Here is a 22,584-nt window from a genome sequence, read left to right on the forward strand (position 1 = left end):
GCCAGATTTAATCCCACAAATCGTATTTTTGAAGCAAAGCAAAAACACATGACATTCCAAAATACGCTGGAATTCGCACAGCAACTTGATGCAGCGGACCAGCTTTCCAAATACAGACAAGGGTTCCACTTTCCGCAGGTAAATGGCAGGGATGTCATCTATTTCACCGGAAATTCCCTCGGTTTACAGCCCAAGCGCACCCAAGCGTATGTGGATGAGGTGATGAAAGATTGGAGGGAACTGGCGGTGGAAGGTCATTTTTATGCCGAAAAACCTTGGTGGGACTATCATGAACGATTGGCGAAAGGATTGGCAAAAGTGGTAGGTGCACGGCCCAAGGAGGTTTCAGTGATGAATACGCTTACCGTGAACCTGCACCTTTTGATGGCTTCCTTCTATAGGCCGACCGCAAAACGGTTCAAGATCATCTGTGAGGAGAAGGCCTTTCCGTCGGACCAGTACATGTTGCAAAGCCAGGCCCGTTTCCATGGATGGGACCCCAAGGAAGCCATCATTGAGGTGAAGAAAAGGGATGGGGAACATGCTTGGCGAACGGAGGACATCGTTGCAAAGATCAATGAGGTGGGTGATGAACTCGCTTTGGTACTGATGGGTGGGGTGAATTACTACAACGGGCAAGTGCTGGACATGCAGGCCATCACCGCAGCGGGAAAGGCCGCTGGAGCCTTTGTGGGCTGGGATTTGGCACATGCTGTAGGTAATGTGAAGCTACAGTTGCACGATTGGGGCGCGGACTTTGCCGCTTGGTGCAGCTACAAATATATGAACAGCGGTCCTGGGAATGCCTCGGGTATTTTTGTCCATGAACGACATTTGGACAAGGAAGATATCCCTCGTTTTGAGGGATGGTGGGGAAACAAAAAGGAGACCCGCTTTTTGATGAAGCCTGAGTTCGACCCCATTGCTTCTGCCGATGCTTGGCAGTTGAGCAATCCGCCCATACTGTCATTGGCCCCCTATTTGGCCTCTTTGGAACTGTTCGATGAGGTGGGGATGGATGCCTTGATCGAAAAACAACGAATCATCGTGGCCTATCTGGAATTTATTCTCCATGAGATAGACAAGCAGGTGGACAGCACTTTTGAGATCATCACCCCAGCAGAAAGGGGCTGTCAACTTTCCGTGTTTCTGCATGGTGAGGGCAGGGCCTTGTTTGATTACTTGATGAAGCAGGGGGTGATCACCGATTGGCGGGAACCCAATGTGATACGCTTGGCCCCGGCTCCCTTCTATTGCTCCTATGAAGATATGTACCGTTTTGGGCAGATTTTGAAACAAGGCATACTGAACAAATAAGCATTGACCACTCTTTATATGAACCCAACCAACCGATTATCTTTATGAAGTCCCTAAAATTGATTCTGTCCAATCCAAGGTATTTTGGAGCAGCATGGGTTTTTACCAGCATCAATATCTGGTTTGGTACCTGGGCCATATACATCCCCACCGTAAAAGAGAAGTTGGGCATAGATAAAGCGGACTTGGGAATTGCTTTGTTTTGTCTGTCCCTTGGCGTGTTTACCATTATTCCAATGGCATCCAAGCTCATCAACCGAATTGGTGTGGGCAGGGCTTCTTGGATCGGTGTTGTAGGGGTTACCGCTACGGCCATGTTGCCGCTCATGGCCCCCAATTATTACTTGTTGATGGCGGCACTGTACCTATTTGGGGCGGGCAATGGTTTTATTGATATTGCGATAAACACCTTGGTCACGGAGATCGAAAAAGAGGACAAGCAAAATTTCATGTCGGCGGCCCACGGCTTTTTCAGTCTGGGTGGTATTTTGGTGGGATTGGGCAGTTTTCTGATTCCTGTTATTGGGAGCCCTGTGCTGCACATGGGCATTACGGTGGTGCTGGTGTTTATCCTCAACCTCTATTTTAGAAAACATTACATCCACATCGTTGCAGCTCCCGTGGAGAAAGAACCGTTTAGTCTTAAACTTTTCAAGCCTTTGCTGCTGTTGGGGATCATAGGTTTTGTTTCTTTTGGGAGCGAAGGTGCCATTATTGACTGGAGCGGGCTTTACCTTAAAGAAATGACCATGGCCCCCGAGATGCTGATTGGCATGGGATTCTTGGCATTTTCCACAACCATGACCTTGGGCCGATTTCTTGGGGATGGGATCAGTTCTAAAATTGGACCCATAAAAATTGTGGGGCTAGGTGCCTTTATAGCCGCTTTGGGCTATTTGTTGGTACTGACGCAGCACACCACATTGTCCATTATTGGGTTTGCTTTCAATGGCCTTGGATTTTCGGTCATTGTCCCCGAATTGTTCCGAATAGGCGGTAATGTAAAGGGAGTGGACTCTTCCCAAGGAGTTGCCTTTATTGCAGGGTCGGGTTATATTGGTTTTTTGTTGGGGCCTGTCATTCTCGGGTTCATTGCAGAAAGTGCTTCGTTGAAGTATAGTTTTATGCTGTTGTTGTGTATGGCCCTATTGGTTATGGGAATCACCTTTTTTCTCGGTAAGAAGCGAAAATGATTGGCATAAATATGTAGCAAGCTAAATTAATTTTTGCCATCGGCTGATGGGGCCTCTACCGTACAGGTGTCCGGTTCAATATGGATCAAAACATGTCCCAAATTGGGGATTTCTTTTCTCAAATGGTCTTTGAGCTGATGGGCAATGTAGTGACCTTCCTTTACAGAAATCTCTGCATCCACAATGGCATGCAGGTCCACATGGTATTTCATTCCGGCTTTTCGGATAAAACATTTTTCCGTCCCGACAACACCTTTGACCTTGATGGATTCTTCCCTGATCTCTTCCAAAAGATCATCATATAGGTGCTCGTCCATGATTTCCCCTAGGGCAGGTCTAAAAATCAGATAGCTGTTGTAGAGAATAAAGGCTGACGCCAAAAGGGCCGCCCAGTCGTCTGCCGTTTCATACCCCTTGCCAAACAGGAGTGCAATCGAAATCCCGATAAAGGCCATTACCGAGGTTATGGCGTCACTTCGGTGGTGCCAGGCATCCGCCTTTAGGGAGGAACTGTTGGTTTCCTTGCTCTTCTTTATGACGATCCGGAATGAGATTTCCTTCCACAGAATGATGCCGCCAAGTACGAGCAATGTCCAAGGTTTAGGGATTTTGTGGGGGGTCCGGATGTTTTGGATGCTCTCGTAGGCTATCACCGTCGCCGAGGTGACAAGAAAGGCAACCACCAAGAAGGTGATCAGGGGTTCTATTTTTCCATGTCCGTAGGGGTGGTTTTCGTCCGCTGGCCGTTTGGCATATTTGAGTCCGAACAGCACAAGGAGGGAAGAGAAGATGTCCGTTGTGGACTCGATGGCATCTGCGATCAGCGCATAGGAATTTCCAAAGAATCCGGCCAGCCCTTTGATCAATGCCAAACTGGTATTTCCAATGATGCTGAAATAGGTGGTTCGAATTGCGGTATGTTCGTTGTTCATTCCGTTTTTTACTTCCAAGGTCCGTTTGTCCGAATGTTCCCTAGTTCGCCGTTTGGATGGATTCGGTATAGCCCTCCTGCACAGCCCAGACATAGGTTCTCGGCCTTGTCCTTCAAAAAGCTCATGGTCGATTTGGGAACATCGTAGTGCACAAATTTATTGTTTTCAAATGCATAGACCCCATTGCTCGTTGTGCTGATCCATATTTGGTCAGCGTTGTCCTTGTACAGGGTAAAGACATCACTGTTGTTCAGTCCTTCAATTTCGGGAAAATGGATGAACTTTTCACCATCATATTTGTTCAATCCGCCTTTTCCCAACCGTTTGTTGACATCTGTGTTGTCCTTTTCGGCCACTCTTGTTCCAATCCAAATAATTCCTTCTTTGTCTTCAACAATGGATTGGACGTTGTTGGAATTCAGACCCTCATTGATGGTGAAGTGGGCAAAAATAGTTCCATCAAATTTGCTCGCCCCATAGTCATCCCTGCCCAACCAGAGGTTGTCCTTGGAATCTTGGAAGGTCTCAACGACATAATCTCCAATCTGAAGGCCATCCTCCTGATCGGCCTTGGTTTCCATTTCAGCAGTTTCGGCTTTTGTTTTAGGGGAGTTGCAGGAAACCCATACGCAGGCCAGCATAAAGAGTAAGCCGTATTTCATTTGGGAGCTGTTTTTTGATTGGATGAATGGTCACACATAACCATCTTCAAGTTAGTGTTTTTTCAGTCTTTATTTGCCAAACGCTTGAAAGTCCCTTTTCATGCCATCTTCGGAAGGTCTAAGTAAAATCAGGTAAAGGATGAGCAAGAGGCCTAGTGCCACAAGCTCTGGTTTCAGAAAAAGAATCAAAAATGCGGCCCCTTCTATCAGTGCCCATCGAATAATGAGTGCGGTTTGGTAGGTTGCCAATTTTTCTTCCAAGGGCAACTTGGTATCCACCTTTTGCAATTGTTGCCTATACATGAGCTGTCCCACAAAAATGGCGGCCATGGGGATCAATACATAAAGGAAGGTGGTGGCATCGGTTTCGGGTATTTTTAAAAAATCCCTGGATCCAAGGTCTCCCAGAAAAAAGTAAGCCAATGCTATTCCCAATATTTGTCCGATGTGGATTGTTTTTAGTGCTTTTAGTCGTTGTTCCATGGCTGGTCCTCTTGAAGTGGAGTTATGTGTTCGGCTTTTTCTGTGTCGCCTACATCTTTTGGATTTTGCTCTTGATCAATATTTTCTCCGGTTCGGTCTTGCAAAGCTCCAACGCCTTGTTCAATGCAGATAGTGCTTTTTCCCTATCCGTCTCTCTATGTAGTTCACTCACAAGTACGTAAAAAAAGTGATTGTCCTCCAAATTCAATTTCTCGGCTTCTTTCAGGGCCTGTTCATTTCCTTTCACTTTTGCCAGTGCCATCAGTCTGTTCATGGCCCCAACGGGTGTAGTATCTATCGTAAGGAGTTGGTCATACAGTTTTAAGATGCTCTCCCATTTTTCCTTGTGGTCTTGTTTGACGGTATGCCAGTAAGCTATGCTTGCCTCAAGGTAATATTTGGAGACCACTTCCCATTTGGAGGCCTGCTGTAGGTAGTGAAACCCTTTTTCAATGAGCGTTTTGTCCCAAAGACTCGCATCTTGGTCCTGATACAAAATGATTTCTCCCTTTTCCGATAGTCTTGCGTCCAATCGGGAGGCGTGAAAACACATCAGGGACATCAGTGAATTGCTCGAATGGTTGTTCGTAAGGTCATTTTGAAGTAGGAGGTACACCAAATTCATGGCTTCCAGACACAGTTCCTTTCGTATCAGGGAATTGTTGCTCTCGGAATAATAGCCTTCACTGAACAGCAGGTACATGGCCCGCAGAACGGTGTCCAATCTCATTTGTAGTTGACCATCATCCGGGAGGGCCATCCGGATGTTCTCCAAACGCAATTTTTCCTTTGCCCGTTGCAGTCGTTTGGTAATGGTTTCTTTGGTGGTCAAAAAGGCATCGGCGATTTCGTCAATCCCAAACCCGCACAATACCCTCAACGCCAAACTGATCTGGGATTTTTGGGAAATGGAAGGGTGACAGATAGTGAAGAGCATTTGCAATTGGCTGTCGGTGATGCTTTTGTGGGATAGGTCTATTTCCAATCTATCCCATGGTTTTTCACCTGTTTTCAGCTCGTTCAAGATTTTGTCCCGGAATGTCTTGTTCCTGTTGAGGTGGTTTTTGGCCTTGTTCTTTGCCACGGTGTATAGCCAAGCTGTGGGATTTTCGGGAATGCCTTTGTAGGGCCAGGTTTCGACGGCCATCAAAAAGGTTTCGCTGGTGAGGTCTTCGGCAATTTCGATATGTTCAATACCAAAATAGCGGGAAAGTACGGTCACGATCTTCCCGTATTCCGACCTGAACAGGTTTGGTATGATATCAGTTTTGCCCATAAAAAAACCCCATTTATGGGGCTTTGCTTTACATTTTAATGTGATATGATCTGCCGTACCTCCACAGTGTTGCCCTCGCCTTGCAAAACGGGTGCTCCTTTCGCAAACTCCGCAGCTTCGTCCGCCGATTCCGCTCTAACGGTAATGTATCCGCCCAGGGTTTCCTTGATGTCCCCGAACGGGCCATTGGTGACCATCTTGTTGTGGTCTACCACTTTGGCATCATCAAAGAGCAGTCCAGTACCGCCAATAAATTTGTTTTGGGCGGCAATGCTGTCCACCCATTCCATTTGTTGCTTCATCCATTGCTGCATTTGCTCTGGGGAAACCTTGCCGTTTGCATTTTCGTGCCTGAAAATAAGAATGAACTCTTTCATTGTTTTGGATTTTTAGGGTTAATGAATCTTCGTCTTATATTTCAATGACAATCGGGATGGATCAAAGTGGACATTTTTTTTCAATTATTTTTTTGAGAGGTGCTTTTTGGTCATGGTTTCGTTTTCTTGGCCAATGTTCACGGCGCTGGTTTGCCCCAATTTTGAAGTCGGTCAAGATAAAGGTAGCTCTCCACAAACTTTCGGTGTTCTGGGCTCGTCATGATTTCGAGGAGTTCCAATGCGGATATGTAGCTGGCCAAATTGCCGTTGGAGGACAGAAATTTGCCATCCTTCACATAAGTGACCAAGCTGTCATCCTCGACTTTCAGGTTGGGGTAGTCTTTTTGGAGCTGCTCACCACCACCGATCCAGGTAACGATCTTATGCCCGTCTGCAATCCCAGATGCCCCTATGAGCTGTGCCCCGGCACAATTGCTGACCATATATTCGGTTTCTTTGTTCTTTTTACTGATGAAATTTACGATCTTATCGTTGTGGACCTGGGCATACATGTCATAGGCACTGGGCACGAACAGTACTTTCAGTTTTGGGGCGTTCTCAAATGTATAATCAGGGACAAGTCTCAGCCCTTCTTCAGTGGTGATGGGGTTTTTGGTCTCGGCAATGGTGACGACATTGAAGATTTGGGTTCCATCCTCCATAGGTTTGGCAAATACATCGGATGTGGCCACTACTTCGCTTTGGAGCACTCCATTGTACATCAATAGGCCAATGGTGGGCAGATTGGGGTCAAAGGACTTCAAATGTTTGGTAAGGGTGTCGGAGGCCAACTCCTTTGGTTCCTGGACCTCGGTTTTTGTATTGGCCTTATCGGAATTACAACTCGATACCATCACAGCAATAACAAGGGGTGCTAAAATTCCAAATCTTCTCATTTTTTTGTGCGGATTTTACGCTTTTTGTTGTGGTTAAATTCTTTGTGTTGAGTTCTTTCGAACCTATTTGGAAGAATGAATAGTGTCCGCTTGATATCAAAGATAGTTCATTGCAGGATTTTTGAAGGGAAATACGGTTACAATGAATTGTAGCCGTGATTGTTCGCCAGTATTTTAATTCAAAGGACTTGCCGTTGAACTTTGTTGAAGTTCAATCATTTTTTAGTTTTTCGGCCACCCCGTCATAGTATTCTTGCGTCACAACCTCAGTCCACGTGGTGGGTTGTTCTCCGCTATATAAAGCCAAATACGTTACATCACTAAATTTGGTGGAGGAATGCCAGTGTTCGATATCTTTTCCACATTTGATCACATCCCCTTTTTTCAGGATTACAGGCTCATTTCCCTTCTCCTGATAATAAGCATTTCCCTCTACAATGATCAATACCTGGGCAGAACTATGTTTGTGCCAGTCCAAAGTGGAGTTGGCCTTAAAGGTTGCTTTTGTGATGTTATAGCCCAATTCGCTGTCATCGTGAATAATGGCATTCAACCAAGCTTCCCCTATGTAATGGGTGTTCGGCGCTTTTGTGCCCTCTGTCAGATAGGAGTGGACTTGATATGCTGAATTTTGGGAGAATACGGATACGGAAATAAACAGAAAGAAAATTATTTTTTTCATCGGATATCTTTTAGAGTTGTTGTTTTACTCAATTAATTGGATTTCAATCCTTGCGTACAGGCAATTACGAATAGCCATTATTGGCAGTAGTTTTTAATTCAGTCAGTTTTTTATAGTCAGAAATTGGGAATTCGTGCCTCCACTTTTCTTTATATCCTTCAATTCCGTTTTCGTCTAATATTCTTTTTATTGAATCAAATGCGTTAGAGAAGAAACCTTTTAAAGTTGTTTCACCTTTAAACAGTGATACATATTTATCCGTATCAATCACATATTCAGTTGCGTAATCCTCATACCATTTTAATTCAATCGAAACTTTGTTGGAATCAATTTTTTCAATCACTAATTGGTGTTCTCCAGGTTCGTCATAGAAGGGAATCGCGACCCTTTTTCGGTCGGTCAAAAGTCCGATTATTGCATTGATTATCGAATTCAAAGTATCGTGAAGATATGAGGCATTAAATTCAGTCGAAAAATCTCTTGATTTAAGCATTCCAATTGCCCAACCGTTTTCTTTTAATATGTAGTCAAATTCAATTTTCATCTGGTTGAGTCAGTACGACGCACAACTTGTTTATATGGATGTATTGGGTCATCCGTTATGTTTTTTGGGGAACTTAAAAAATAGTTTGGACGCTGTTGGCCCAAAAACAAAACGCCTATTCCATACTGACCGATAGTCCGGAAAAGTACAATTTCGTGCCACCTTCGGGGCGGTTGTGCTGCTGTGCCAGCTCCAGTCCTTCAATAGTCACGTAATCTTCCCACGTGGAGACCAGATTGGGCTCCTCTTGGTTGGATTTTCTATACGCCCATTCCCGGATGATATGATCGTCCTTAAAATAAAGGTCATAGGCATCGCCCGGGGTATAGCCGCCCTCGTTCTTGTACACAATGGTCAGTTTTTGCATCTGCTCCCCGCTTATGGGCGCAGTGGCCTCGGGAGTGTGCTCATAAGTATAGTTTTTGGCATCCCACATCAGGTTGAAGGGGGCCAAAAGCCAGTACCGGTCGTTGATGAACCCACTATTGGTCTTATAGGCAATGGAATCCATGCTCCCCTTATTGTAGACCAAGGTGTCCGGCCCGGAAATGGCGGTCACTTCGTTCAGTTTGGGTCTCCAGGCCCAACTGCGCTCAAAGTGCATGGAATCCCTGTCCACATTGAAGGTAAAGGTGATCTCCTTCACCGATTTCCAGTTTTGGAAACCATGCGCATCCGCCACCAGTTCGGGGACGGTTTTTTCAGGTTCCACAGTCTCTTCCGTTTTTTTGGTTTCGGTTTTGCAGCCTATCAAAAGGATCAGGGAGCACATTCCAACGAGGTAAACAGTCTTCATATCTGGTTTTTAACCAAATATACCTGAAATTCCCCTATTTTTGCGCCCCTTTTTGAAGGATGGCACAAATTAAATCGACCCCGGAGTGACTTTTTTTAAAAAACTGTTTCTAATCGTCATAAGTAACCCCGACAAAACGTTTTTGGAAGCAGAAGATCTTTATGCCCATCTGTCGGATGAGGAATTAGTGGAACAGATTGTTGCGAGCAATGATCCCTTATTGTTCGAGAAGTTGTACGATCGTTATGCCAAGATGGTGTACAACAAATGCTATGGATTTGCAAAATCCGATGATGAAGCCGAGGATTTGACCCAGGATGTTTTTCTACAACTTTTCATTAAACTGAGGACGTTCAAGGGAAAATCCAAGTTTTCCACATGGCTCTATTCTTTTACCTATAACTTTTGCGTCAACTATGTCAACCGGAACAAGCAGCGGAAAATGCGTGATCTATCCGTACAGGTTGAAGAAACGGAATATAAGCTTACGGAAGATGTTCCCGATGAAAGCTTATATGAAATGAAGGCGGACAGACTCAAAAAAGCCCTGGAGTTGATCACTGCCGAGGATAAGTCCATATTGCTCTTGAAATATCAGGACGGTGCCAGCATAAAGGATATGGTGGAGTTGATGGATATAGGGGAGAGCGCCGTGAAAATGCGGTTGAAGAGAGCTAAGGAAAGATTATTGGAAATCTACAATACCCAGGAATAGATGGCAAAGCAACACAAAAACCCGTTCAAAGAGTTGGAGGCCTCGCTAAGGGAGGCCCCACCCGGTATGAAAAAGAAGGTAATGAACGACATAGCGGCCGCAAAGCTGATCATGGACATGGCCTCTTTGTTTTCCATCAATTTGGGAAGTGCCTTGCGAAAACTTTTTAGAACACTGGGAGAGAACTGAGAACCTAACAACAACACTATATAAACAAACAACAACTATGGAAACAATCAACAATTGGACGAACATTACGTTTGATTCCTTATCGGCCATGGGCAAGGAAATAGCATTGGTTTTTCCCAAGATCATTGGGGCCATTGTAATCATGCTACTGGGATGGCTGGTCATTAAAATAGTCCTGTTCCTGTTGGGAAGGATCTTGAGACTGGCCAAGGTGAACCTTCTTAATGATAGGATAAATGGTATGGGGCTCACAAGCAAAGGTGATTTTAAGATCGATGTGGCCAAGATTGTCCTCGGCTTTGTCAAATGGCTCTTGATCTTGGTGTTTTTGATCGTGGTCGCAGATATCCTCAATTGGCATATCATATCGGTCGAGATTGGTAACCTGTTGCATTACCTGCCCCGTTTCTTCAGTGCACTTGCCTTGCTCATGATCGGGTTCTACATTGGGAACTTTGTCAAGAATACCGTAAAGCGGCTGTTCGATTCCCTGGAGTTCGGAGGCAGTCACTTGGTGAGCAACCTATTGTTCTACGTCATTGTCATCTTTATGTCCGTCACCGCACTCAACCAAGCGGGGGTGGACACCACCATCATCACCAATAATATTACCATGATCATGGGGTCCTTCCTTTTGGCCTTTGCGCTGGGGGTCGGTCTTGGTTCCAGGGAGATCATTGCGGATATCCTGAGGTCTTTCTATACCCGAAAAACCTATGCGGTAGGGGACATCATTGTGATCGGGGATGATGAGGGCACCATAGAATCCATAGACAACAATAGCCTCACTTTGGTCACAGAAAGGGGTAAATTCGTCATCCCGATAAAGGATGTGGTGTCCCAAAAAGTGGAGATACGCTCCTAAACCGACCATTGTGGCAAACCTGTGGCGAGATTTCCTTGGAATTTGATTATTTTTGAGGTTCACAACAATTAAAAAATGAGTTCAAAAAAAGGAAAGGTTCAAGAATTGATCCAAGAGAAGTTGCTCGATGAGCGCAAGATATTTTTATGGGGCCAAGTGGATGATGATTCTGCCAAGCACGTCATAGACCGTTTGCTCTATTTGGATCTTCAAAACCATAAGGAGATCCAATTGATCATCAACAGCCCAGGAGGTTATGTGACCTCGGGCTTTGCCATTTATGACACCATCAAGCAGATCAAAAGCCCGGTTTCCACCGTTTGTAGCGGACTCGCTGCCTCCATGGGGTCCATTCTTTTGTCCGTGGGCGAAAAGGGGAGAAGGTTTATCCAGCCCCACGCACGTGTGATGATCCACCAACCCAGTGGCGGTGCAAGGGGACAGGCCTCTAACATCGAGATACAGGCCAAGGAAATTATCAAGACCAAGGAACTGGGAGCCCGGATCTTGGCGGATAACTGTGGGCAGTCGTTTGAAAAGGTCATGAAAGATTTTGACCGTGATTACTGGCTGGGCGCCGAAGAATCTGTTGAGTACGGCATTGTGGATCAGATTTTGAAATAGAATCCATAAATACTAAAAGGGAAAAAGTCCTTCGCAAATTTTTGAGAAGGACTTTTTTCATATATATGGACGCCGAAGCGGGATATTTGTTATATATACGGTGGTCTCCGAGCAAAGGGATTTCCAAGGAATGTTAAAAATTCTTAAACATGGCCGTGGTGGATTCCATCAACCTTTCATAGGCTTGGACAAGAATTGTATAAAGCCATAAGTTGCAGGGAACGCAAATGAAAAATCCGTATTTTTGAAGCTTAACTAGAATTGGCCCAGTTGGGCATTTATGGCACAGACTCCCAAAAATATCGCCATCATCGGTTCCGGATTGGTGGGCTCGCTCTTGGCAATTTATCTTCGAAAAAAAGGACACTCCGTCACGGTTTTTGACAGGAGACCCGATATCAGGACCATCAAATTTTCGGGTCGATCCATCAACCTGGCCATGAGCAATAGGGGATGGCGCTCCTTGGAACAAGTAGGTCTTGAGGCAAAAATCAAGGAAATAGCGATTCCTTTGGACAAGCGTGCCATGCACGTGAACGACAAGCCGGTGTATTTTCAGAAATATGGTAAGGAAGGGGAGGCCATTTGGTCCATTTCCCGAGGGATCCTGAACAAGCGCATGATCGATTTGGCGGAAGAGGAAGGTACCGAGTTCCGCTTCAATGAAAAAGTATGGGACATTGACCTTCCCACGGCACGACTATATACGGGCGAATCCGAAAAAGGGGAATGGAAGGAATATCAGTATGACCTCGTGTTTGGATGCGATGGCGCCTTTTCAAGGGTCAGGCATAAGATGCAGCGCCAGAGCAGGTTCGATTATTCCCAAGATTTTATTGATGTGGGCTATAAGGAACTGACCATTCCAGCCAATGAGGACGGCACCCACAAATTGGACAAAAACTCCTTCCACATATGGCCAAGAGGCCAGTTTATGCTCATCGCCATGCCCAATGTGGATGGCAGCTTCACCTGTACCCTCTTTTTACCTTTTGAAGGGAAAGTGTCTTTCGAGAGCATTGCAACGGAAGACGATGCCCGCGTATTTTTCAAGGAATATTTCCCCAATGTGCAAAAAGATATCGAGAACCTGACCAAGGATTTCTTCAACAACCCTACAAGTGCCATGGTCACCATGAAGTGCTATCCGTGGACCTATTGGAACAAAGTGGCCCTGGTCGGGGATTCCGCGCATGCGATTGTACCCTTTTACGGACAGGGCATGAACGCTGGCTTTGAGGACATTTATAGGCTCGATAAGTTGATGGAATCCCACGGGGACGATTGGGATACCATTTTTTCAACCTATCAAAAAGAGCGCAAGCCCAATGCAGATGCGATTGCGGAGCTGAGTTACAGAAATTTTGTGGAAATGAGCAGTAAAACGGCCGACCCCAAATTTCTATTGCAAAAAAAGATAGAGAAGCATTTTGCGGCAAAACATCCCGAGAAGTGGGTGCCGGTCTATAGTAGGGTCACTTTTTCCGAAAGACCTTATGCGGAGGCATTGGCCATTGGGGACCAGCAGGAAAAGATCATGAAGGAGGTGATGGGAATGTCCCTTATCGAAGAAAAATGGGACTCCCAGGAAGTGGAGGACAAGATATTGGAACTGCTGGGGGAGGAATAAAGCAAAACAGAAACCAACAAAAAAGCCACCCAAAGGGTGGCTTTTTTTTATCTGGTGGAATGCAATTAAAACTTAGCGAAAAGTTCTTGCATTTTTTCCTGTTCTTCCTCGGCCAAAAGCGGGTCGACCAAAATCCTACCACTGTGCTCATCGGTGATGATCTTCTTGCGGGAAGCGATCTCTACCTGTACTTGTGGGGGGATGGTGAAGAAAGAACCTCCTGAGGCTCCACGCTCCACAGCAACTACAGCAAGACCGTTTTTCACATTGTGGCGTATCCTTTTATAGGCTTGTACCAATCTGTCCTCGATCTTGTCCTCGTATTCCTCTGATTTTTTCAAAAGGGCTTTTTCCTCTTTTTCGGTTTCGGCCAAAATAGCGTCCAATTCCCCTTTTTTATGCTTTAGGTGTCCCTCACGCTCGGTCAGTTTGTCCTTGGTTTGGGCAATCACCTCTTTTTTCTGCTCAATCTGCGCCTTGAACTCCTTGATGTTCTTTTCGGCCAGTTGGATCTCCAGTTCTTGGAACTCCACTTCCTTGGTCAACGAATTGAACTCACGGCTGTTCCTGACGTTCTTTTGCTGCTCGTTGTATTTTTTGATAAGTGTTTTGGACTCATCGATAAGGTTTTTCTTGGCAGTGATCTCAAAATTGATGGTCTCAAGATCGGTCTTCAACTTGTCCAACCTAGTCCTAAGGCCATGGACCTCATCCTCCAAATCCTGTACTTCCAAAGGCAGTTCGCCCCTTATGTTGCGTATTTCATCAACCCTGGAATCGATAAGCTGCAAATCGTACAGAGCTCTCAATTTTTCCTCCACGGTGCTTTCTTTCTTGTTCGCCATATAATTTATAGATACTTGATGGGATTCGTAATACTCTCTGATAAAGCGACTGCAAAATTAGGAATTTTTTTTGTAAGATGATCAACCAATAAATCTTTTGTAAACTGCTCAGTTTCAAAGTGCCCAATATCGGCGATGACGATTTGGTCCTCGGCTTCAAAAAACTGGTGGTATTTAATGTCGGCCGTAATGAAAACATCGGCCCCGGCACGCTTTGCCGCAGCTATGGCAAAGGCACCACTGCCCCCCAGAACGGCCACTTTCCTGACCTTTTTGCCCAACAGCCGGGTGTGCCTCACCACAGAAGCCCCCATCCGCTCTTTGACCAATAGTAAAAAATCCCTTTCGTTCATCTCATGTTCCAAAGTGCCTACCATGCCCATGCCCATGTCTTGGTTGGTGTTTTCCAAGGTGACCACTTCATGGGCCACTTCTTCATAAGGATGGGCCTCAAAAAGGGCCTCCAATATTTTCTTTTCCTTTTCAAAAGTATAGATCACATTGATCTGCGTTTCCTTTTCAAAATGTACCTCCCCAATTTTTCCCACAGCAGGATTGGCATTGCTGCCCGCTTTGAAGCTCCCGGTGCCCTCGAGACTATAGCTGCAGTTACTGTATTTGCCGATTTCACCTGCCCCAACGGCAAAAAGCGCATCTTTCACCTTTTCGGCATCTTTCAAAGGGGCATAGGTGGTCAGTTTTTTTATGGCACCTTTTCTAGGAATGAGGATCTTAGGATGTTTGATGTCCAAAACCTCGCAGATTTTCGCATTGACCCCCATAATGCTATTGTCCAGGGCAGTGTGCATGCTGTAGATGGCGATGTTGTGGGTAACGGCCTTCATCACCACTCGTTCCACATAGGTACTCCCGGTAAGTTTTTTGAGGCCACTGAAGATGATGGGGTGGAAGCTCACGATCATGTTGTATTGCTTCTCGATGGCTTCGTCCACTACATTTTCAAGGGTATCCAGCGTCACCAACACGCCCTTCACGGGCATGTTCGGGTTTCCCACCAATAGTCCCACGTTGTCAAAATCCTCGGCATGTGCCAAGGGAGCGAGCTCTTCCAGTATTTTTGTGATGTCCTGTACGGTCATTTTAAAATTCTTAATCGCCTAAAGATAAAATATTATATTTTCGTTCAATGCAGCAATTGCTCCGTAAAATAGCATTCCCGTTTTCCCTGATCTATGCCTTGGTGGTCCACCTAAGAAATGCACTCTACGATGTAGGGGTATTTACTTCCATTTCCTATGGAACGCCCACTATTTGTGTAGGCAACCTGAGTGTTGGGGGCACGGGCAAGACCCCGATGACGGAATATCTGATCCGTATGCTACAGGGCCAAAGGGTGGCCGTGTTGAGCAGGGGATACAAAAGAAAGTCCGAAGGATTTTTATTGGCCACACCACACACAGGGGTTTTGGACCTTGGGGATGAACCCTATCAATTAAAAAAGAAGTTTCCGGAAGTGGCCGTTGCTGTGGATGCGGACAGGCGAAACGGCATAGCCCAACTGGAAGAGTACGTAAGACCCGAAGTGATCATCTTGGACGATGCTTTTCAACACAGGCGGGTGAAACCTGCGTTTTCCATCCTTCTTACCATGCACAGTGCGCTCTTTGTGGATGATTGGTATTTGCCCACAGGAAATTTGAGGGATGCCAAAAAAGAGGCCCAGAGGGCAGATGTGATCATTGTGACCAAATGTCCGGCCAGTCTATCCAGTGCCGAACGGGAGCAAATTGCAAAGAGGTTGAGGGCCAATGCCAATCAGAAAGTGCTTTTTGCCACTTTGGAATACCACAACGAGGTGACCGATGGGGGGCAACAAAGGATGGAATTGTTGGAACTGAAGGGGAAACAGGTCGCCTTGGTCACTGGAATAGCATCCCCACAACCTTTGGTGACGCATTTGAACTCTATGGGAATCCAGTTCGAACATTTTGAGTATGGGGACCATCATCATTTCACGGATAAAGAAATCCAACAGTTCAAAGACCATGAAGTGGTATTGACCACGGAGAAAGATTTTGTGAGGCTCGAAGGTAGATTGAAAAATCTCTTTTATGTGCAGATTGCCCACAGTTTTGATGCCAAGGATAGGGCCATACTGGAAAAGATGGTCAAAAATGTGGTTTAGATAGAGCGGATGGACCCTTGCATTTTGCTCTTGAAGATGTTCTCACCGATTTTCTGGTAGAAGACCTCTGGCTTGAAAGGTTTGGTCACCACATCGTTGCAGCCTGCTTGATAGAAACTCTCCAAGCTGTCATCCAAAGAAATGGCGGTCAGGGCTATGATGGGGATGTCCTGGTTGAATTTTCTGATCTGACGCGTGGCTTCCTCACCACTTATGCCGGGCATGTGGATGTCCATCAAAATGGCATCGTAGGTGTTGGTCTTGGCCAAATCGATGGCCTCGTTCCCATTGTTGGCGATATCGCAGCTGATCTCTTTTTTGTTGAGCATTTTTTTGGTGATGACCTGGTTGATCTTGTTGTCCTCAACAACCAAAACATGTAGCCCGCTGAAATCAAATTCTTCCGGATTCAGTTCAAAGGCCAGTTCGTCCAAGGCCTTGCTGTCACATTTTAGGTCCATTTCAAAGAAGAAGGAGCTACCATGTCCCAGTTCACTTTCCAGATGGATGGTACTGCCAAATAGACCCAAAAGACTTTTAACGATGGTGAGGCCGAGACCAGTGCCCCCATACTCGCGGTTGATCTGGATGGATCCCTGTTCAAAGCTGTCAAAAATGTGCTGTTGCTGTTCATCGGAAATCCCGATACCGTTGTCCCTCACCTCAAAATACAGTTTCACTTGGTCCTCTTCCTTTCTGAGCAGTTTGGCGATGACCTCTACCTTGCCATTTTTGGTAAATTTTAGGGCATTGCCCACCAAGTTCATGAATATCTGGGAAAGTTTTATGGGGTCTCCAAGAAGCTGTGTCGGTATGTTGGGGTCATAATCCAGGATCAACTTGGTCTTTTTCTCGTTGGCATTCTGTTGGAGTGAGTCCACAACATCCGTGAGCACTTTGTTCAATTTGAATTCTATGCTCAGAGGCTCCAACTTGTCGGCATCGATTTTGTTGATCTGCAGGATGTCATTGATGAAGTTCAATAGGTATTCCCCAGAGAATTTCAACGACTTCAAATGTTCTTTTTGGTGCTCCGAAGGGTTTTCTTCCAAAAGCAGGTGGGTGAGTCCGGTCACGGCATAGAGTGGCGTTCGGAGTTCATGGGTCACGGTGGACAAGAAATTGGTTTTGGCCTCCATGGCGGAAACTGCGGCGTCCCTGGCCAACTCCAGTTCTTTGTTTTTGGTGTACAGAAGATCGTTCGTCTTCAATTTGATCTGGTTGTTCCTGAAAAGGGACACGGCCAATAGGGAGATAATGGTCAAAAACGCCGATGTCAAAATAGCGGTGATTTCCGAACGGTTCTTGGATTCGCTCAGTTCCTCATTTTTGGCCTGTAGCTTGTTCAGTTCGATCATTTGGTGTTCAAAACGGATCTTGTCGGCGGTGGCAATATCCAGTTTGGCTTTTTCTATGTTGAAAATGGAGTCCTTTATGCGTTCCAGTTTCTTGTTGTAGAACAGGGATTCATCGTAGCGCCCTGTTTTTTCATAGATGATGGACAATTGCTCATAGGCGTTTTTTACTTCCTTGGAAAACCCGTGTTTCTCGGCCAGTTCCAAGGTGGCCTTCGAGTGGATAATGCCTTCGTCCAGATCGTTGAGGATGATACTGATGTTGGCCAATTGGAGATTGGCCTTGGTGGCGAGGTAGGCCCGTTCCTTATCGTCTGAGTTGACGATCAATGCGTTCAGGTTTTTGATGGCGTTCTCATAGTTGGTGATGTTGGTGTAGATGTACGCCTCCAAAAGAAGTATGTTGTTGCCAAGGTTCCTGTTGTTACTGAGCTTTCTGGATTCTTCAAGCAATTTCAGGGACTGGAAATTGTTCCCTTCATCAAAACGTAGTGCAGCTTCCAAATAGAGGTGGAAGGCCTGCCCGTAGGAATAGGAAATGTCCCGGAGGAGGATATTGGCCCGGTCCCAATAAAAAAGGGCGGTTTCCCTATCACCTTCTTCGAGGAACAAGCGTGAATATTGGTGGTAAATGTCGAGCAGTAATTTGGCATCTTCATTGCTTTCCGCAATATTGGCGGCCTCGTCAAGGGTTTCCAGTGCCTTGTCCACTTTGTTCTGGTGCCTATAGTCCATGAACTTATCGAAAATGGACTGTATCTTACTGGTGGAGCTGGTATCGTTTTGACCAAAAGATGCTTGCGTGCATATCATAATGCACAATATAAGAAGCGTTTTTACGCCCATCCATTTGTGTTGCAAACCTGAGGTCAAACGTAGTCTTTCTTTATAAGCAAAGCTATTAAATCGATAATTCTGGAGCAATATCCAGTTTCATTGTCATACCATCCGATAATCTTTACCATTTTGCCTATCACGGAGGTCATCAATGAATCAAACGTACAAGAATGATAACTATTGTTTATGTCGATGGAAACAATGGGGTCTTCGGTGTAATGCAGTATGTTTTTTAACTCATTTTCGGCATAGTCCTTAAAGGTAGCATTTATTTCGGCAATGGATGTTTCCCTTTTCACATTAAAGGTGATATCGGTAAGTGAACCATTGGGAACGGGTATTCTTATGCCGCATCCACCGATGACATTGGACAGTTCGGGGAAAATACCCGTCAGTGCCTTTGCTGCTCCGGTGGTCGTAGGGATGATGGATTGCGATGCTGCCCTGGCCCTTCTGAGGTCCCGGTGCGGGGCATCGTGGAGGTTTTGGTCCGAGGTAAAGGAATGTATCGTGGTGATATAGGCCTGTTCTATCCCACATAGTTCGTTGATGACCTTGATCATGGGGGCGGCATTGTTGGTAGTACAGGAGGCATTGGAGATGATGTGGTCTTCTGCCTCTATGTGTGATTCATTCACTCCTAACACTACCATTTTGATGGAGTCGTCTTCTGGGGGTACGGAAAGGATCACTTTTTTGGCCCCATTGGTCAAGTGATGCTGTAATTGCTCCCTTTTCTTGAATTTTCCGGTCGCTTCCACAACGAGGTCCACTTCAAGGCTCTTCCAGTCTATTTCTTTGGGGTGGTTTTGGTTCAATACCTGTACCTGTCGGCCATTTGCGATGATGGAGTTGCCCTCTGAACGGATATCCGCATCGAAGGTGCCATGTATGCTGTCGTATTTCAGCAAATGGGCCAAGGTTTTGGCATCGGCAAGGTCGTTGATGGCCACCACCTGAATGTTCGGGTGTTTTTCGAGGAGCCTGAAAAGGGTCCTGCCGATACGTCCAAAGCCGTTAATACCTATTCTGATGATTTTCATGATGGGATAGGGGAAGGTTAAGGACTAGTGAATGTGCTTGTGCGCTTTGTAGGATGAGCGGACCAAAGCCCCGCTCTCCACATGTCTGAAGCCCATTTCCAGTCCAATTTCCTCATATTTTTTAAACTGCTCGGGCAGGATGAACTGTTTTACGGGCAGGTGTTTTTTGGAGGGCTGCAAATATTGGCCAATGGTGACCACGTCCACATCCGCTCTTCTGAGGTCTTCCATGGTGGTGATCACTTCATGTTCCTCTTCCCCCAAGCCCAGCATAATACCCGATTTGGTGCGATTGGCCCCGTTCTTTTTCAGGTAGTTCAATACCTCGAGGCTTCTTTCATATTTAGCCTGTATACGTACTTCACGGGTGAGTCGCTTCACAGTTTCCATGTTGTGCGAAATGACCTCTGGAGCCACTTCGAGTATTCGGTCCAAGTGGGATTCAATTCCCTGAAAATCAGGAATCAATGTTTCCAAAGTGGTTTCCGGGTTCATCCTTCGTACCGCTTTTACGGTCTCTGCCCAGATGATGGATCCCATATCTTTTAGGTCGTCCCTGTCCACAGAGGTAAGCACGGCATGTTTGATGTTCATGATCTTGATGGACCGCGCCACTTTTTCGGGTTCTGCCCAGTCCACGCTTTCCGGTCTTCCCGTCTTCACCCCGCAAAATCCACAGGAGCGGGTACAGATGTTGCCCAAAATCATAAAGGTGGCCGTGCCCTCTCCCCAGCATTCGCCCATATTGGGGCAACTCCCGGAGGTGCATATGGTGTGGAGGTCGTACTTGTCCACAAGCCCCCTGAGCTGGGTATATTTTTTTCCCGTGGGAAGCTTTACCCTGAGCCATTTGGGCTTTCCTTTGGGAGGCTGTACGTTTTCCGCAACACTTGTGCTCATACAAAGAAATTTGATTTACAAAGATACGAAACTGGGAAGGAAAATGGAGTCGTTGGAACGGCTCACTTTTTTTTGATGATCTCGGCCAGGAGTTTTTTGGCGCGGAGCAATTTTACCTTGACATTGTTTACCGGTTCGTTGAGTTCCTTGGCAATGGCGGCATAGCTCAATTCGTTGAAATAGCGAAGGTTGATGACCTCTTGGTAGTGGGGCTTCAATTTTTTGATGTCCAACAGCAAATCGGCAAGGTTCTGTTCCGTGATCAAGCGGTCCTCCACCGTGGGGGTTTCGTCAAGAACTTTTTTTACGGCATCCCCTTGGGATTCCATTTCGTCCAAAAGGCTTCTTTTCCGCTTCCGGATGAGGTCCACATGCAGGTTTTTGGAGATGGCGATGAGCCAAGTCTTGAATTCGTAGGCATCATCGTAGGTGTCTATTTTGTCGAATGCGCGGGAAAAAGTGCGAATGGTGATGTCCTCCGCATCGTTCTCATTTTTGGTGCGGAGCAATTGAAAACCGTACACATCGTTCCAAAACGTATCCAAGAGTGTGCTGAAGGCAATTTGGTTTCCTTCCTTTGCCTTCTTTATAATGTTTTTGATGGAATCGTCGGTTTTTTCCAAAAATATGGCTTTGCCTAGAATATTATATTGATGGGATTATTGCAATCCGGGTACTGAGTCTCTTTTACATTCCTGTTCGTCGGGCATTTTCCCGCAAAATCCACAAGCCTCACCTTCTTTATTGAGAAAAGGGCTTTCGCTGGCACAGGTGCCTGCGAACTTCCCGTCTTTTTTGCCCCAAATCTTGATGGCTATCCCAGCGAATGCAAGTGCCAGCAGACCAATGGTCAATAGTGCTAACTTCATAATCCAACTTTTATGCAAAGGTACAAAATACCTGAATAAAAGGGTTGCTTTGGGCTATCAATATGTGATGTTGGCAACGATGTTCTCCACGGTGGGCGAAGTGTTCCCGCCTTCTGGCTCAATGGTGATATAGCCTATGGCCTTGTCGGCATAAGGAAGTGCAAGGAGCTTGTCCTTTTCATTGAACTGCTTGATCACCCCCAAGTTCACCAGTTCCCCGTTCACCTCGGCCCACATCTGGAAGCATTTGTTCTCAGGTAGCTGGGGAACATTGCTCACATTGATGTAAGAAAGTTTCTTTACCGGGTTGATATAGGCGATGGCCTTGAGTTCCTTGCCCTCTTTTTTACCATTGACCTGATATTTCTTGGTATCGGGGTTGTTGAGGACGATAAACTGGTTTCTCATGTCTTCCAGTTGGTTCTTCATGTCGTCCTCCAAGTATTTGATCTTGTTGGTGACCAGGGCATTTTCCTCTTGAAGGTTTTTGTTCTGGTTCCAGAAGAACAGGGATGCTCCCGCAAAGACCATTATTGCCACGCTGGCGGCAATGGCATACCTGAAGAAGCTTCTGCTGACCATTCTTTCCTTACGGGCACTGCTCAAGATGATTTCCTTAAGGCCCTCAGGGGTTTTCCTTGCATACATTTTTGCAAAGGTTTCCAGATTTTTCTGGAGCTCATCATAGGTTTCCCTCACTTCGGGATACATGGCGATGTACCTTTCCACTTGTTGGGATTCTTCTTTTGAAGTGTGTCCCAATAGGTATTTTTCCAGTGAGTCGGATTCTAGAAATATTTTAACTTTTTCTTTCATGACAATAGATTTAAAACGATGAGCAAGGCCATTGTTGTGCCGTAGATCTTTCCAAGTTCCCTAAGTCCGATTTTCAGTCTGGATTTGATGGTGCCCAAGGGGATATCCAGTTCCTCACTTGCCTCTTGTTGCGTCATTCCCTCAAAAAATAGGGCTTCCAAAACTATTCTGTACTTGGGTTCTATCTTATCCAAGTTTTCTTGGATGTCCAGATGCTCGGGGCTAATGCCACTCACTCCAAGATTATATACGTCTGAAACGTCGATTTGGACTTCCTTGCTCGCTTTATTGTTCACACTTCGCAGTTTGTCGATGGCCGTGTTCCTGGTAATGCGGAACAACCAAGTGAACAGCTTGGCTTTTGAGGCATCGTAAGAGTCGGCTTTTTTCCAGATTTTGATGAAACTTTCTTGGAGCACATCTTGGGCAAGATCATCGTCCTTGACCACTTTGTGGGCCACCCCATAAAGCGTATCCCCATAGTTTTCATACAGTAGGGCAATGGCCCTATCATCCTTTTCTGCCAGTAGTGAAACAATGTGTTTCTCAATCAATGTGCTCATTTACGATGCTTTGGGTATTTTTTTTGGGA

The 22,584-nt window shown here is 45.8% G+C and carries 26 protein-coding genes; 8 read left to right on the plus strand and 18 right to left on the minus strand.

Going from position 1 to position 22,584, the window contains the following annotated elements; all coding sequences use genetic code 11:
- Positions 1-48 precede the first annotated feature (48 nt).
- Positions 49-1,317: a kynureninase gene (gene kynU, locus D2V93_RS12980; RefSeq protein ID WP_119617946.1), complete on the plus strand. Its 1,269-nt coding sequence runs from the start codon at positions 49-51 to the stop codon at positions 1,315-1,317.
- Between the two features lie 44 nt (positions 1,318-1,361).
- Positions 1,362-2,510 carry an MFS transporter gene (locus D2V93_RS12985; RefSeq protein ID WP_119617947.1) on the plus strand — a complete coding sequence of 383 codons (1,149 nt, stop codon included), beginning with the start codon at positions 1,362-1,364 and terminating at the stop codon, positions 2,508-2,510.
- Between the two features lie 26 nt (positions 2,511-2,536).
- On the opposite strand, the gene D2V93_RS12990 is transcribed toward D2V93_RS12985, so the two are convergent.
- The 9 genes from D2V93_RS12990 to D2V93_RS13030 all read right to left on the minus strand — a co-directional run bounded on the left by D2V93_RS12990 (position 2,537) and on the right by D2V93_RS13030 (position 9,158).
- Positions 2,537-3,442 carry a cation diffusion facilitator family transporter gene (locus D2V93_RS12990; RefSeq protein WP_119617948.1) on the minus strand — a complete coding sequence of 302 codons (906 nt, stop codon included), beginning with the start codon at positions 3,440-3,442 and terminating at the stop codon, positions 2,537-2,539.
- A gap of 8 nt (positions 3,443-3,450) precedes the next feature.
- Entirely contained in the window at positions 3,451-4,104 is a 654-nt protein-coding gene (locus D2V93_RS12995) for a two-component regulator propeller domain-containing protein (protein WP_119617949.1), read from the minus strand.
- 69 nt (positions 4,105-4,173) lie between these two features.
- The gene (locus D2V93_RS13000) at positions 4,174-4,587 is read right to left on the minus strand and encodes an MFS transporter (RefSeq protein ID WP_147377328.1); all 414 of its coding nucleotides are present in this window, start codon (positions 4,585-4,587) and stop codon (positions 4,174-4,176) included.
- A 49-nt stretch (positions 4,588-4,636) separates the two neighbouring features.
- Positions 4,637-5,863 carry an RNA polymerase sigma factor gene (locus tag D2V93_RS13005; RefSeq protein WP_119617951.1) on the minus strand — a complete coding sequence of 409 codons (1,227 nt, stop codon included), beginning with the start codon at positions 5,861-5,863 and terminating at the stop codon, positions 4,637-4,639.
- Positions 5,864-5,898: 35 nt separating this feature from the next.
- A complete protein-coding gene (locus tag D2V93_RS13010; RefSeq protein ID WP_119617952.1) occupies positions 5,899-6,240 on the minus strand; it encodes a YciI family protein in 342 nt (113 codons plus the stop codon).
- Positions 6,241-6,377: 137 nt separating this feature from the next.
- Entirely contained in the window at positions 6,378-7,136 is a 759-nt protein-coding gene (locus tag D2V93_RS13015) for a DJ-1/PfpI family protein (RefSeq protein ID WP_119617953.1), read from the minus strand.
- Between the two features lie 211 nt (positions 7,137-7,347).
- A complete protein-coding gene (locus D2V93_RS13020) occupies positions 7,348-7,818 on the minus strand; it encodes a cupin domain-containing protein (RefSeq protein ID WP_119617954.1) in 471 nt (156 codons plus the stop codon).
- Positions 7,819-7,882: 64 nt separating this feature from the next.
- Positions 7,883-8,362, minus strand: coding sequence for a hypothetical protein (locus D2V93_RS13025; protein ID WP_119617955.1), 480 nt, complete (start codon positions 8,360-8,362; stop codon positions 7,883-7,885).
- 115 nt (positions 8,363-8,477) lie between these two features.
- The gene (locus tag D2V93_RS13030) at positions 8,478-9,158 is read right to left on the minus strand and encodes a hypothetical protein (protein WP_119617956.1); all 681 of its coding nucleotides are present in this window, start codon (positions 9,156-9,158) and stop codon (positions 8,478-8,480) included.
- A gap of 142 nt (positions 9,159-9,300) precedes the next feature.
- Between D2V93_RS13030 and D2V93_RS13035 the strand changes: the two genes are divergently transcribed.
- The 5 genes from D2V93_RS13035 to D2V93_RS13055 all read left to right on the plus strand — a co-directional run bounded on the left by D2V93_RS13035 (position 9,301) and on the right by D2V93_RS13055 (position 13,181).
- Entirely contained in the window at positions 9,301-9,873 is a 573-nt protein-coding gene (locus D2V93_RS13035; protein ID WP_245978021.1) for an RNA polymerase sigma factor, read from the plus strand.
- Positions 9,874-10,062, plus strand: coding sequence for a hypothetical protein (locus D2V93_RS13040; protein WP_072879488.1), 189 nt, complete (start codon positions 9,874-9,876; stop codon positions 10,060-10,062).
- Positions 10,063-10,099: 37 nt separating this feature from the next.
- Positions 10,100-10,927, plus strand: coding sequence for a mechanosensitive ion channel family protein (locus D2V93_RS13045; RefSeq protein WP_119617958.1), 828 nt, complete (start codon positions 10,100-10,102; stop codon positions 10,925-10,927).
- 75 nt (positions 10,928-11,002) lie between these two features.
- Positions 11,003-11,551, plus strand: a complete 549-nt coding sequence (locus D2V93_RS13050) for a ClpP family protease (protein WP_119617959.1) — start codon at positions 11,003-11,005, stop codon at positions 11,549-11,551.
- A gap of 280 nt (positions 11,552-11,831) precedes the next feature.
- The gene (locus D2V93_RS13055) at positions 11,832-13,181 is read left to right on the plus strand and encodes an FAD-dependent oxidoreductase (RefSeq protein ID WP_119617960.1); all 1,350 of its coding nucleotides are present in this window, start codon (positions 11,832-11,834) and stop codon (positions 13,179-13,181) included.
- Between the two features lie 65 nt (positions 13,182-13,246).
- Here D2V93_RS13055 and D2V93_RS13060 read toward each other — a convergent pair whose 3' ends face one another.
- Both D2V93_RS13060 and D2V93_RS13065 read right to left on the minus strand, forming a co-directional pair.
- Positions 13,247-14,026, minus strand: coding sequence for a zinc ribbon domain-containing protein (locus D2V93_RS13060; protein WP_072879508.1), 780 nt, complete (start codon positions 14,024-14,026; stop codon positions 13,247-13,249).
- Between the two features lie 5 nt (positions 14,027-14,031).
- The gene (locus D2V93_RS13065) at positions 14,032-15,126 is read right to left on the minus strand and encodes a Nif3-like dinuclear metal center hexameric protein (protein WP_119617961.1); all 1,095 of its coding nucleotides are present in this window, start codon (positions 15,124-15,126) and stop codon (positions 14,032-14,034) included.
- Between the two features lie 47 nt (positions 15,127-15,173).
- On the opposite strand from D2V93_RS13065, the gene lpxK reads away from it, so the two are divergent.
- Positions 15,174-16,172 carry a tetraacyldisaccharide 4'-kinase gene (gene lpxK, locus D2V93_RS13070; protein WP_119617962.1) on the plus strand — a complete coding sequence of 333 codons (999 nt, stop codon included), beginning with the start codon at positions 15,174-15,176 and terminating at the stop codon, positions 16,170-16,172.
- Here lpxK and D2V93_RS13075 read toward each other — a convergent pair.
- The 7 genes from D2V93_RS13075 to D2V93_RS13105 form a co-directional block, all read right to left on the minus strand.
- Positions 16,169-18,340, minus strand: coding sequence for a hybrid sensor histidine kinase/response regulator (locus D2V93_RS13075; protein WP_245978023.1), 2,172 nt, complete (start codon positions 18,338-18,340; stop codon positions 16,169-16,171). The two genes, lpxK and D2V93_RS13075, sit on opposite strands and share 4 nt — an antisense overlap.
- Before the next feature lie 56 nt (positions 18,341-18,396).
- A complete protein-coding gene (gene gap, locus D2V93_RS13080; RefSeq protein WP_119617964.1) occupies positions 18,397-19,407 on the minus strand; it encodes a type I glyceraldehyde-3-phosphate dehydrogenase in 1,011 nt (336 codons plus the stop codon).
- A 24-nt stretch (positions 19,408-19,431) separates the two neighbouring features.
- Positions 19,432-20,307, minus strand: a complete 876-nt coding sequence (gene lipA / locus D2V93_RS13085) for a lipoyl synthase (RefSeq protein ID WP_072879516.1) — start codon at positions 20,305-20,307, stop codon at positions 19,432-19,434.
- Between the two features lie 62 nt (positions 20,308-20,369).
- Positions 20,370-20,930 (minus strand): RNA polymerase sigma factor, encoded by a 561-nt coding sequence (locus D2V93_RS13090; RefSeq protein ID WP_072879518.1) that lies wholly within the window; start codon positions 20,928-20,930, stop codon positions 20,370-20,372.
- Positions 20,931-20,966: 36 nt separating this feature from the next.
- Positions 20,967-21,176, minus strand: coding sequence for a membrane or secreted protein (locus tag D2V93_RS13095; RefSeq protein WP_119617965.1), 210 nt, complete (start codon positions 21,174-21,176; stop codon positions 20,967-20,969).
- Positions 21,177-21,233: 57 nt separating this feature from the next.
- The gene (locus tag D2V93_RS13100) at positions 21,234-21,992 is read right to left on the minus strand and encodes an anti-sigma factor (RefSeq protein ID WP_072879522.1); all 759 of its coding nucleotides are present in this window, start codon (positions 21,990-21,992) and stop codon (positions 21,234-21,236) included.
- A complete protein-coding gene (locus D2V93_RS13105) occupies positions 21,989-22,555 on the minus strand; it encodes an RNA polymerase sigma factor (protein WP_072879524.1) in 567 nt (188 codons plus the stop codon). Before D2V93_RS13105 ends, D2V93_RS13100 begins: the two co-directional genes overlap by 4 nt.
- Between the last annotated feature and the right edge of the window lie 29 nt (positions 22,556-22,584).

This window comes from Flagellimonas taeanensis (genome assembly GCF_003584105.1).
Lineage (GTDB): Bacteria > Bacteroidota > Bacteroidia > Flavobacteriales > Flavobacteriaceae > Flagellimonas > Flagellimonas taeanensis.

Bases quoted from the DNA above. Each gene is read 5' to 3' on its own strand.
- kynU (WP_119617946.1), top strand. From the start codon at position 49: ATGACATTCCAAAATACGCTGGAATTCGCACAGCAACTTGATGCAGCG.
- D2V93_RS12985 (WP_119617947.1), top strand. From the start codon at position 1,362: ATGAAGTCCCTAAAATTGATTCTGTCCAATCCAAGGTATTTTGGAGCA.
- D2V93_RS12990 (WP_119617948.1), bottom strand. From the start codon at position 3,442: ATGAACAACGAACATACCGCAATTCGAACCACCTATTTCAGCATCATT.
- D2V93_RS12995 (WP_119617949.1), bottom strand. From the start codon at position 4,104: ATGAAATACGGCTTACTCTTTATGCTGGCCTGCGTATGGGTTTCCTGC.
- D2V93_RS13000 (WP_147377328.1), bottom strand. From the start codon at position 4,587: ATGGAACAACGACTAAAAGCACTAAAAACAATCCACATCGGACAAATA.
- D2V93_RS13005 (WP_119617951.1), bottom strand. From the start codon at position 5,863: ATGGGCAAAACTGATATCATACCAAACCTGTTCAGGTCGGAATACGGG.
- D2V93_RS13010 (WP_119617952.1), bottom strand. From the start codon at position 6,240: ATGAAAGAGTTCATTCTTATTTTCAGGCACGAAAATGCAAACGGCAAG.
- D2V93_RS13015 (WP_119617953.1), bottom strand. From the start codon at position 7,136: ATGAGAAGATTTGGAATTTTAGCACCCCTTGTTATTGCTGTGATGGTA.
- D2V93_RS13020 (WP_119617954.1), bottom strand. From the start codon at position 7,818: ATGAAAAAAATAATTTTCTTTCTGTTTATTTCCGTATCCGTATTCTCC.
- D2V93_RS13025 (WP_119617955.1), bottom strand. From the start codon at position 8,362: ATGAAAATTGAATTTGACTACATATTAAAAGAAAACGGTTGGGCAATT.
- D2V93_RS13030 (WP_119617956.1), bottom strand. From the start codon at position 9,158: ATGAAGACTGTTTACCTCGTTGGAATGTGCTCCCTGATCCTTTTGATA.
- D2V93_RS13040 (WP_072879488.1), top strand. From the start codon at position 9,874: ATGGCAAAGCAACACAAAAACCCGTTCAAAGAGTTGGAGGCCTCGCTA.
- D2V93_RS13045 (WP_119617958.1), top strand. From the start codon at position 10,100: ATGGAAACAATCAACAATTGGACGAACATTACGTTTGATTCCTTATCG.
- D2V93_RS13050 (WP_119617959.1), top strand. From the start codon at position 11,003: ATGAGTTCAAAAAAAGGAAAGGTTCAAGAATTGATCCAAGAGAAGTTG.
- D2V93_RS13055 (WP_119617960.1), top strand. From the start codon at position 11,832: ATGGCACAGACTCCCAAAAATATCGCCATCATCGGTTCCGGATTGGTG.
- D2V93_RS13060 (WP_072879508.1), bottom strand. From the start codon at position 14,026: ATGGCGAACAAGAAAGAAAGCACCGTGGAGGAAAAATTGAGAGCTCTG.
- D2V93_RS13065 (WP_119617961.1), bottom strand. From the start codon at position 15,126: ATGACCGTACAGGACATCACAAAAATACTGGAAGAGCTCGCTCCCTTG.
- lpxK (WP_119617962.1), top strand. From the start codon at position 15,174: ATGCAGCAATTGCTCCGTAAAATAGCATTCCCGTTTTCCCTGATCTAT.
- D2V93_RS13075 (WP_245978023.1), bottom strand. From the start codon at position 18,340: ATGATATGCACGCAAGCATCTTTTGGTCAAAACGATACCAGCTCCACC.
- gap (WP_119617964.1), bottom strand. From the start codon at position 19,407: ATGAAAATCATCAGAATAGGTATTAACGGCTTTGGACGTATCGGCAGG.
- lipA (WP_072879516.1), bottom strand. From the start codon at position 20,307: ATGAGCACAAGTGTTGCGGAAAACGTACAGCCTCCCAAAGGAAAGCCC.
- D2V93_RS13095 (WP_119617965.1), bottom strand. From the start codon at position 21,176: ATGAAGTTAGCACTATTGACCATTGGTCTGCTGGCACTTGCATTCGCT.
- D2V93_RS13100 (WP_072879522.1), bottom strand. From the start codon at position 21,992: ATGAAAGAAAAAGTTAAAATATTTCTAGAATCCGACTCACTGGAAAAA.
- D2V93_RS13105 (WP_072879524.1), bottom strand. From the start codon at position 22,555: ATGAGCACATTGATTGAGAAACACATTGTTTCACTACTGGCAGAAAAG.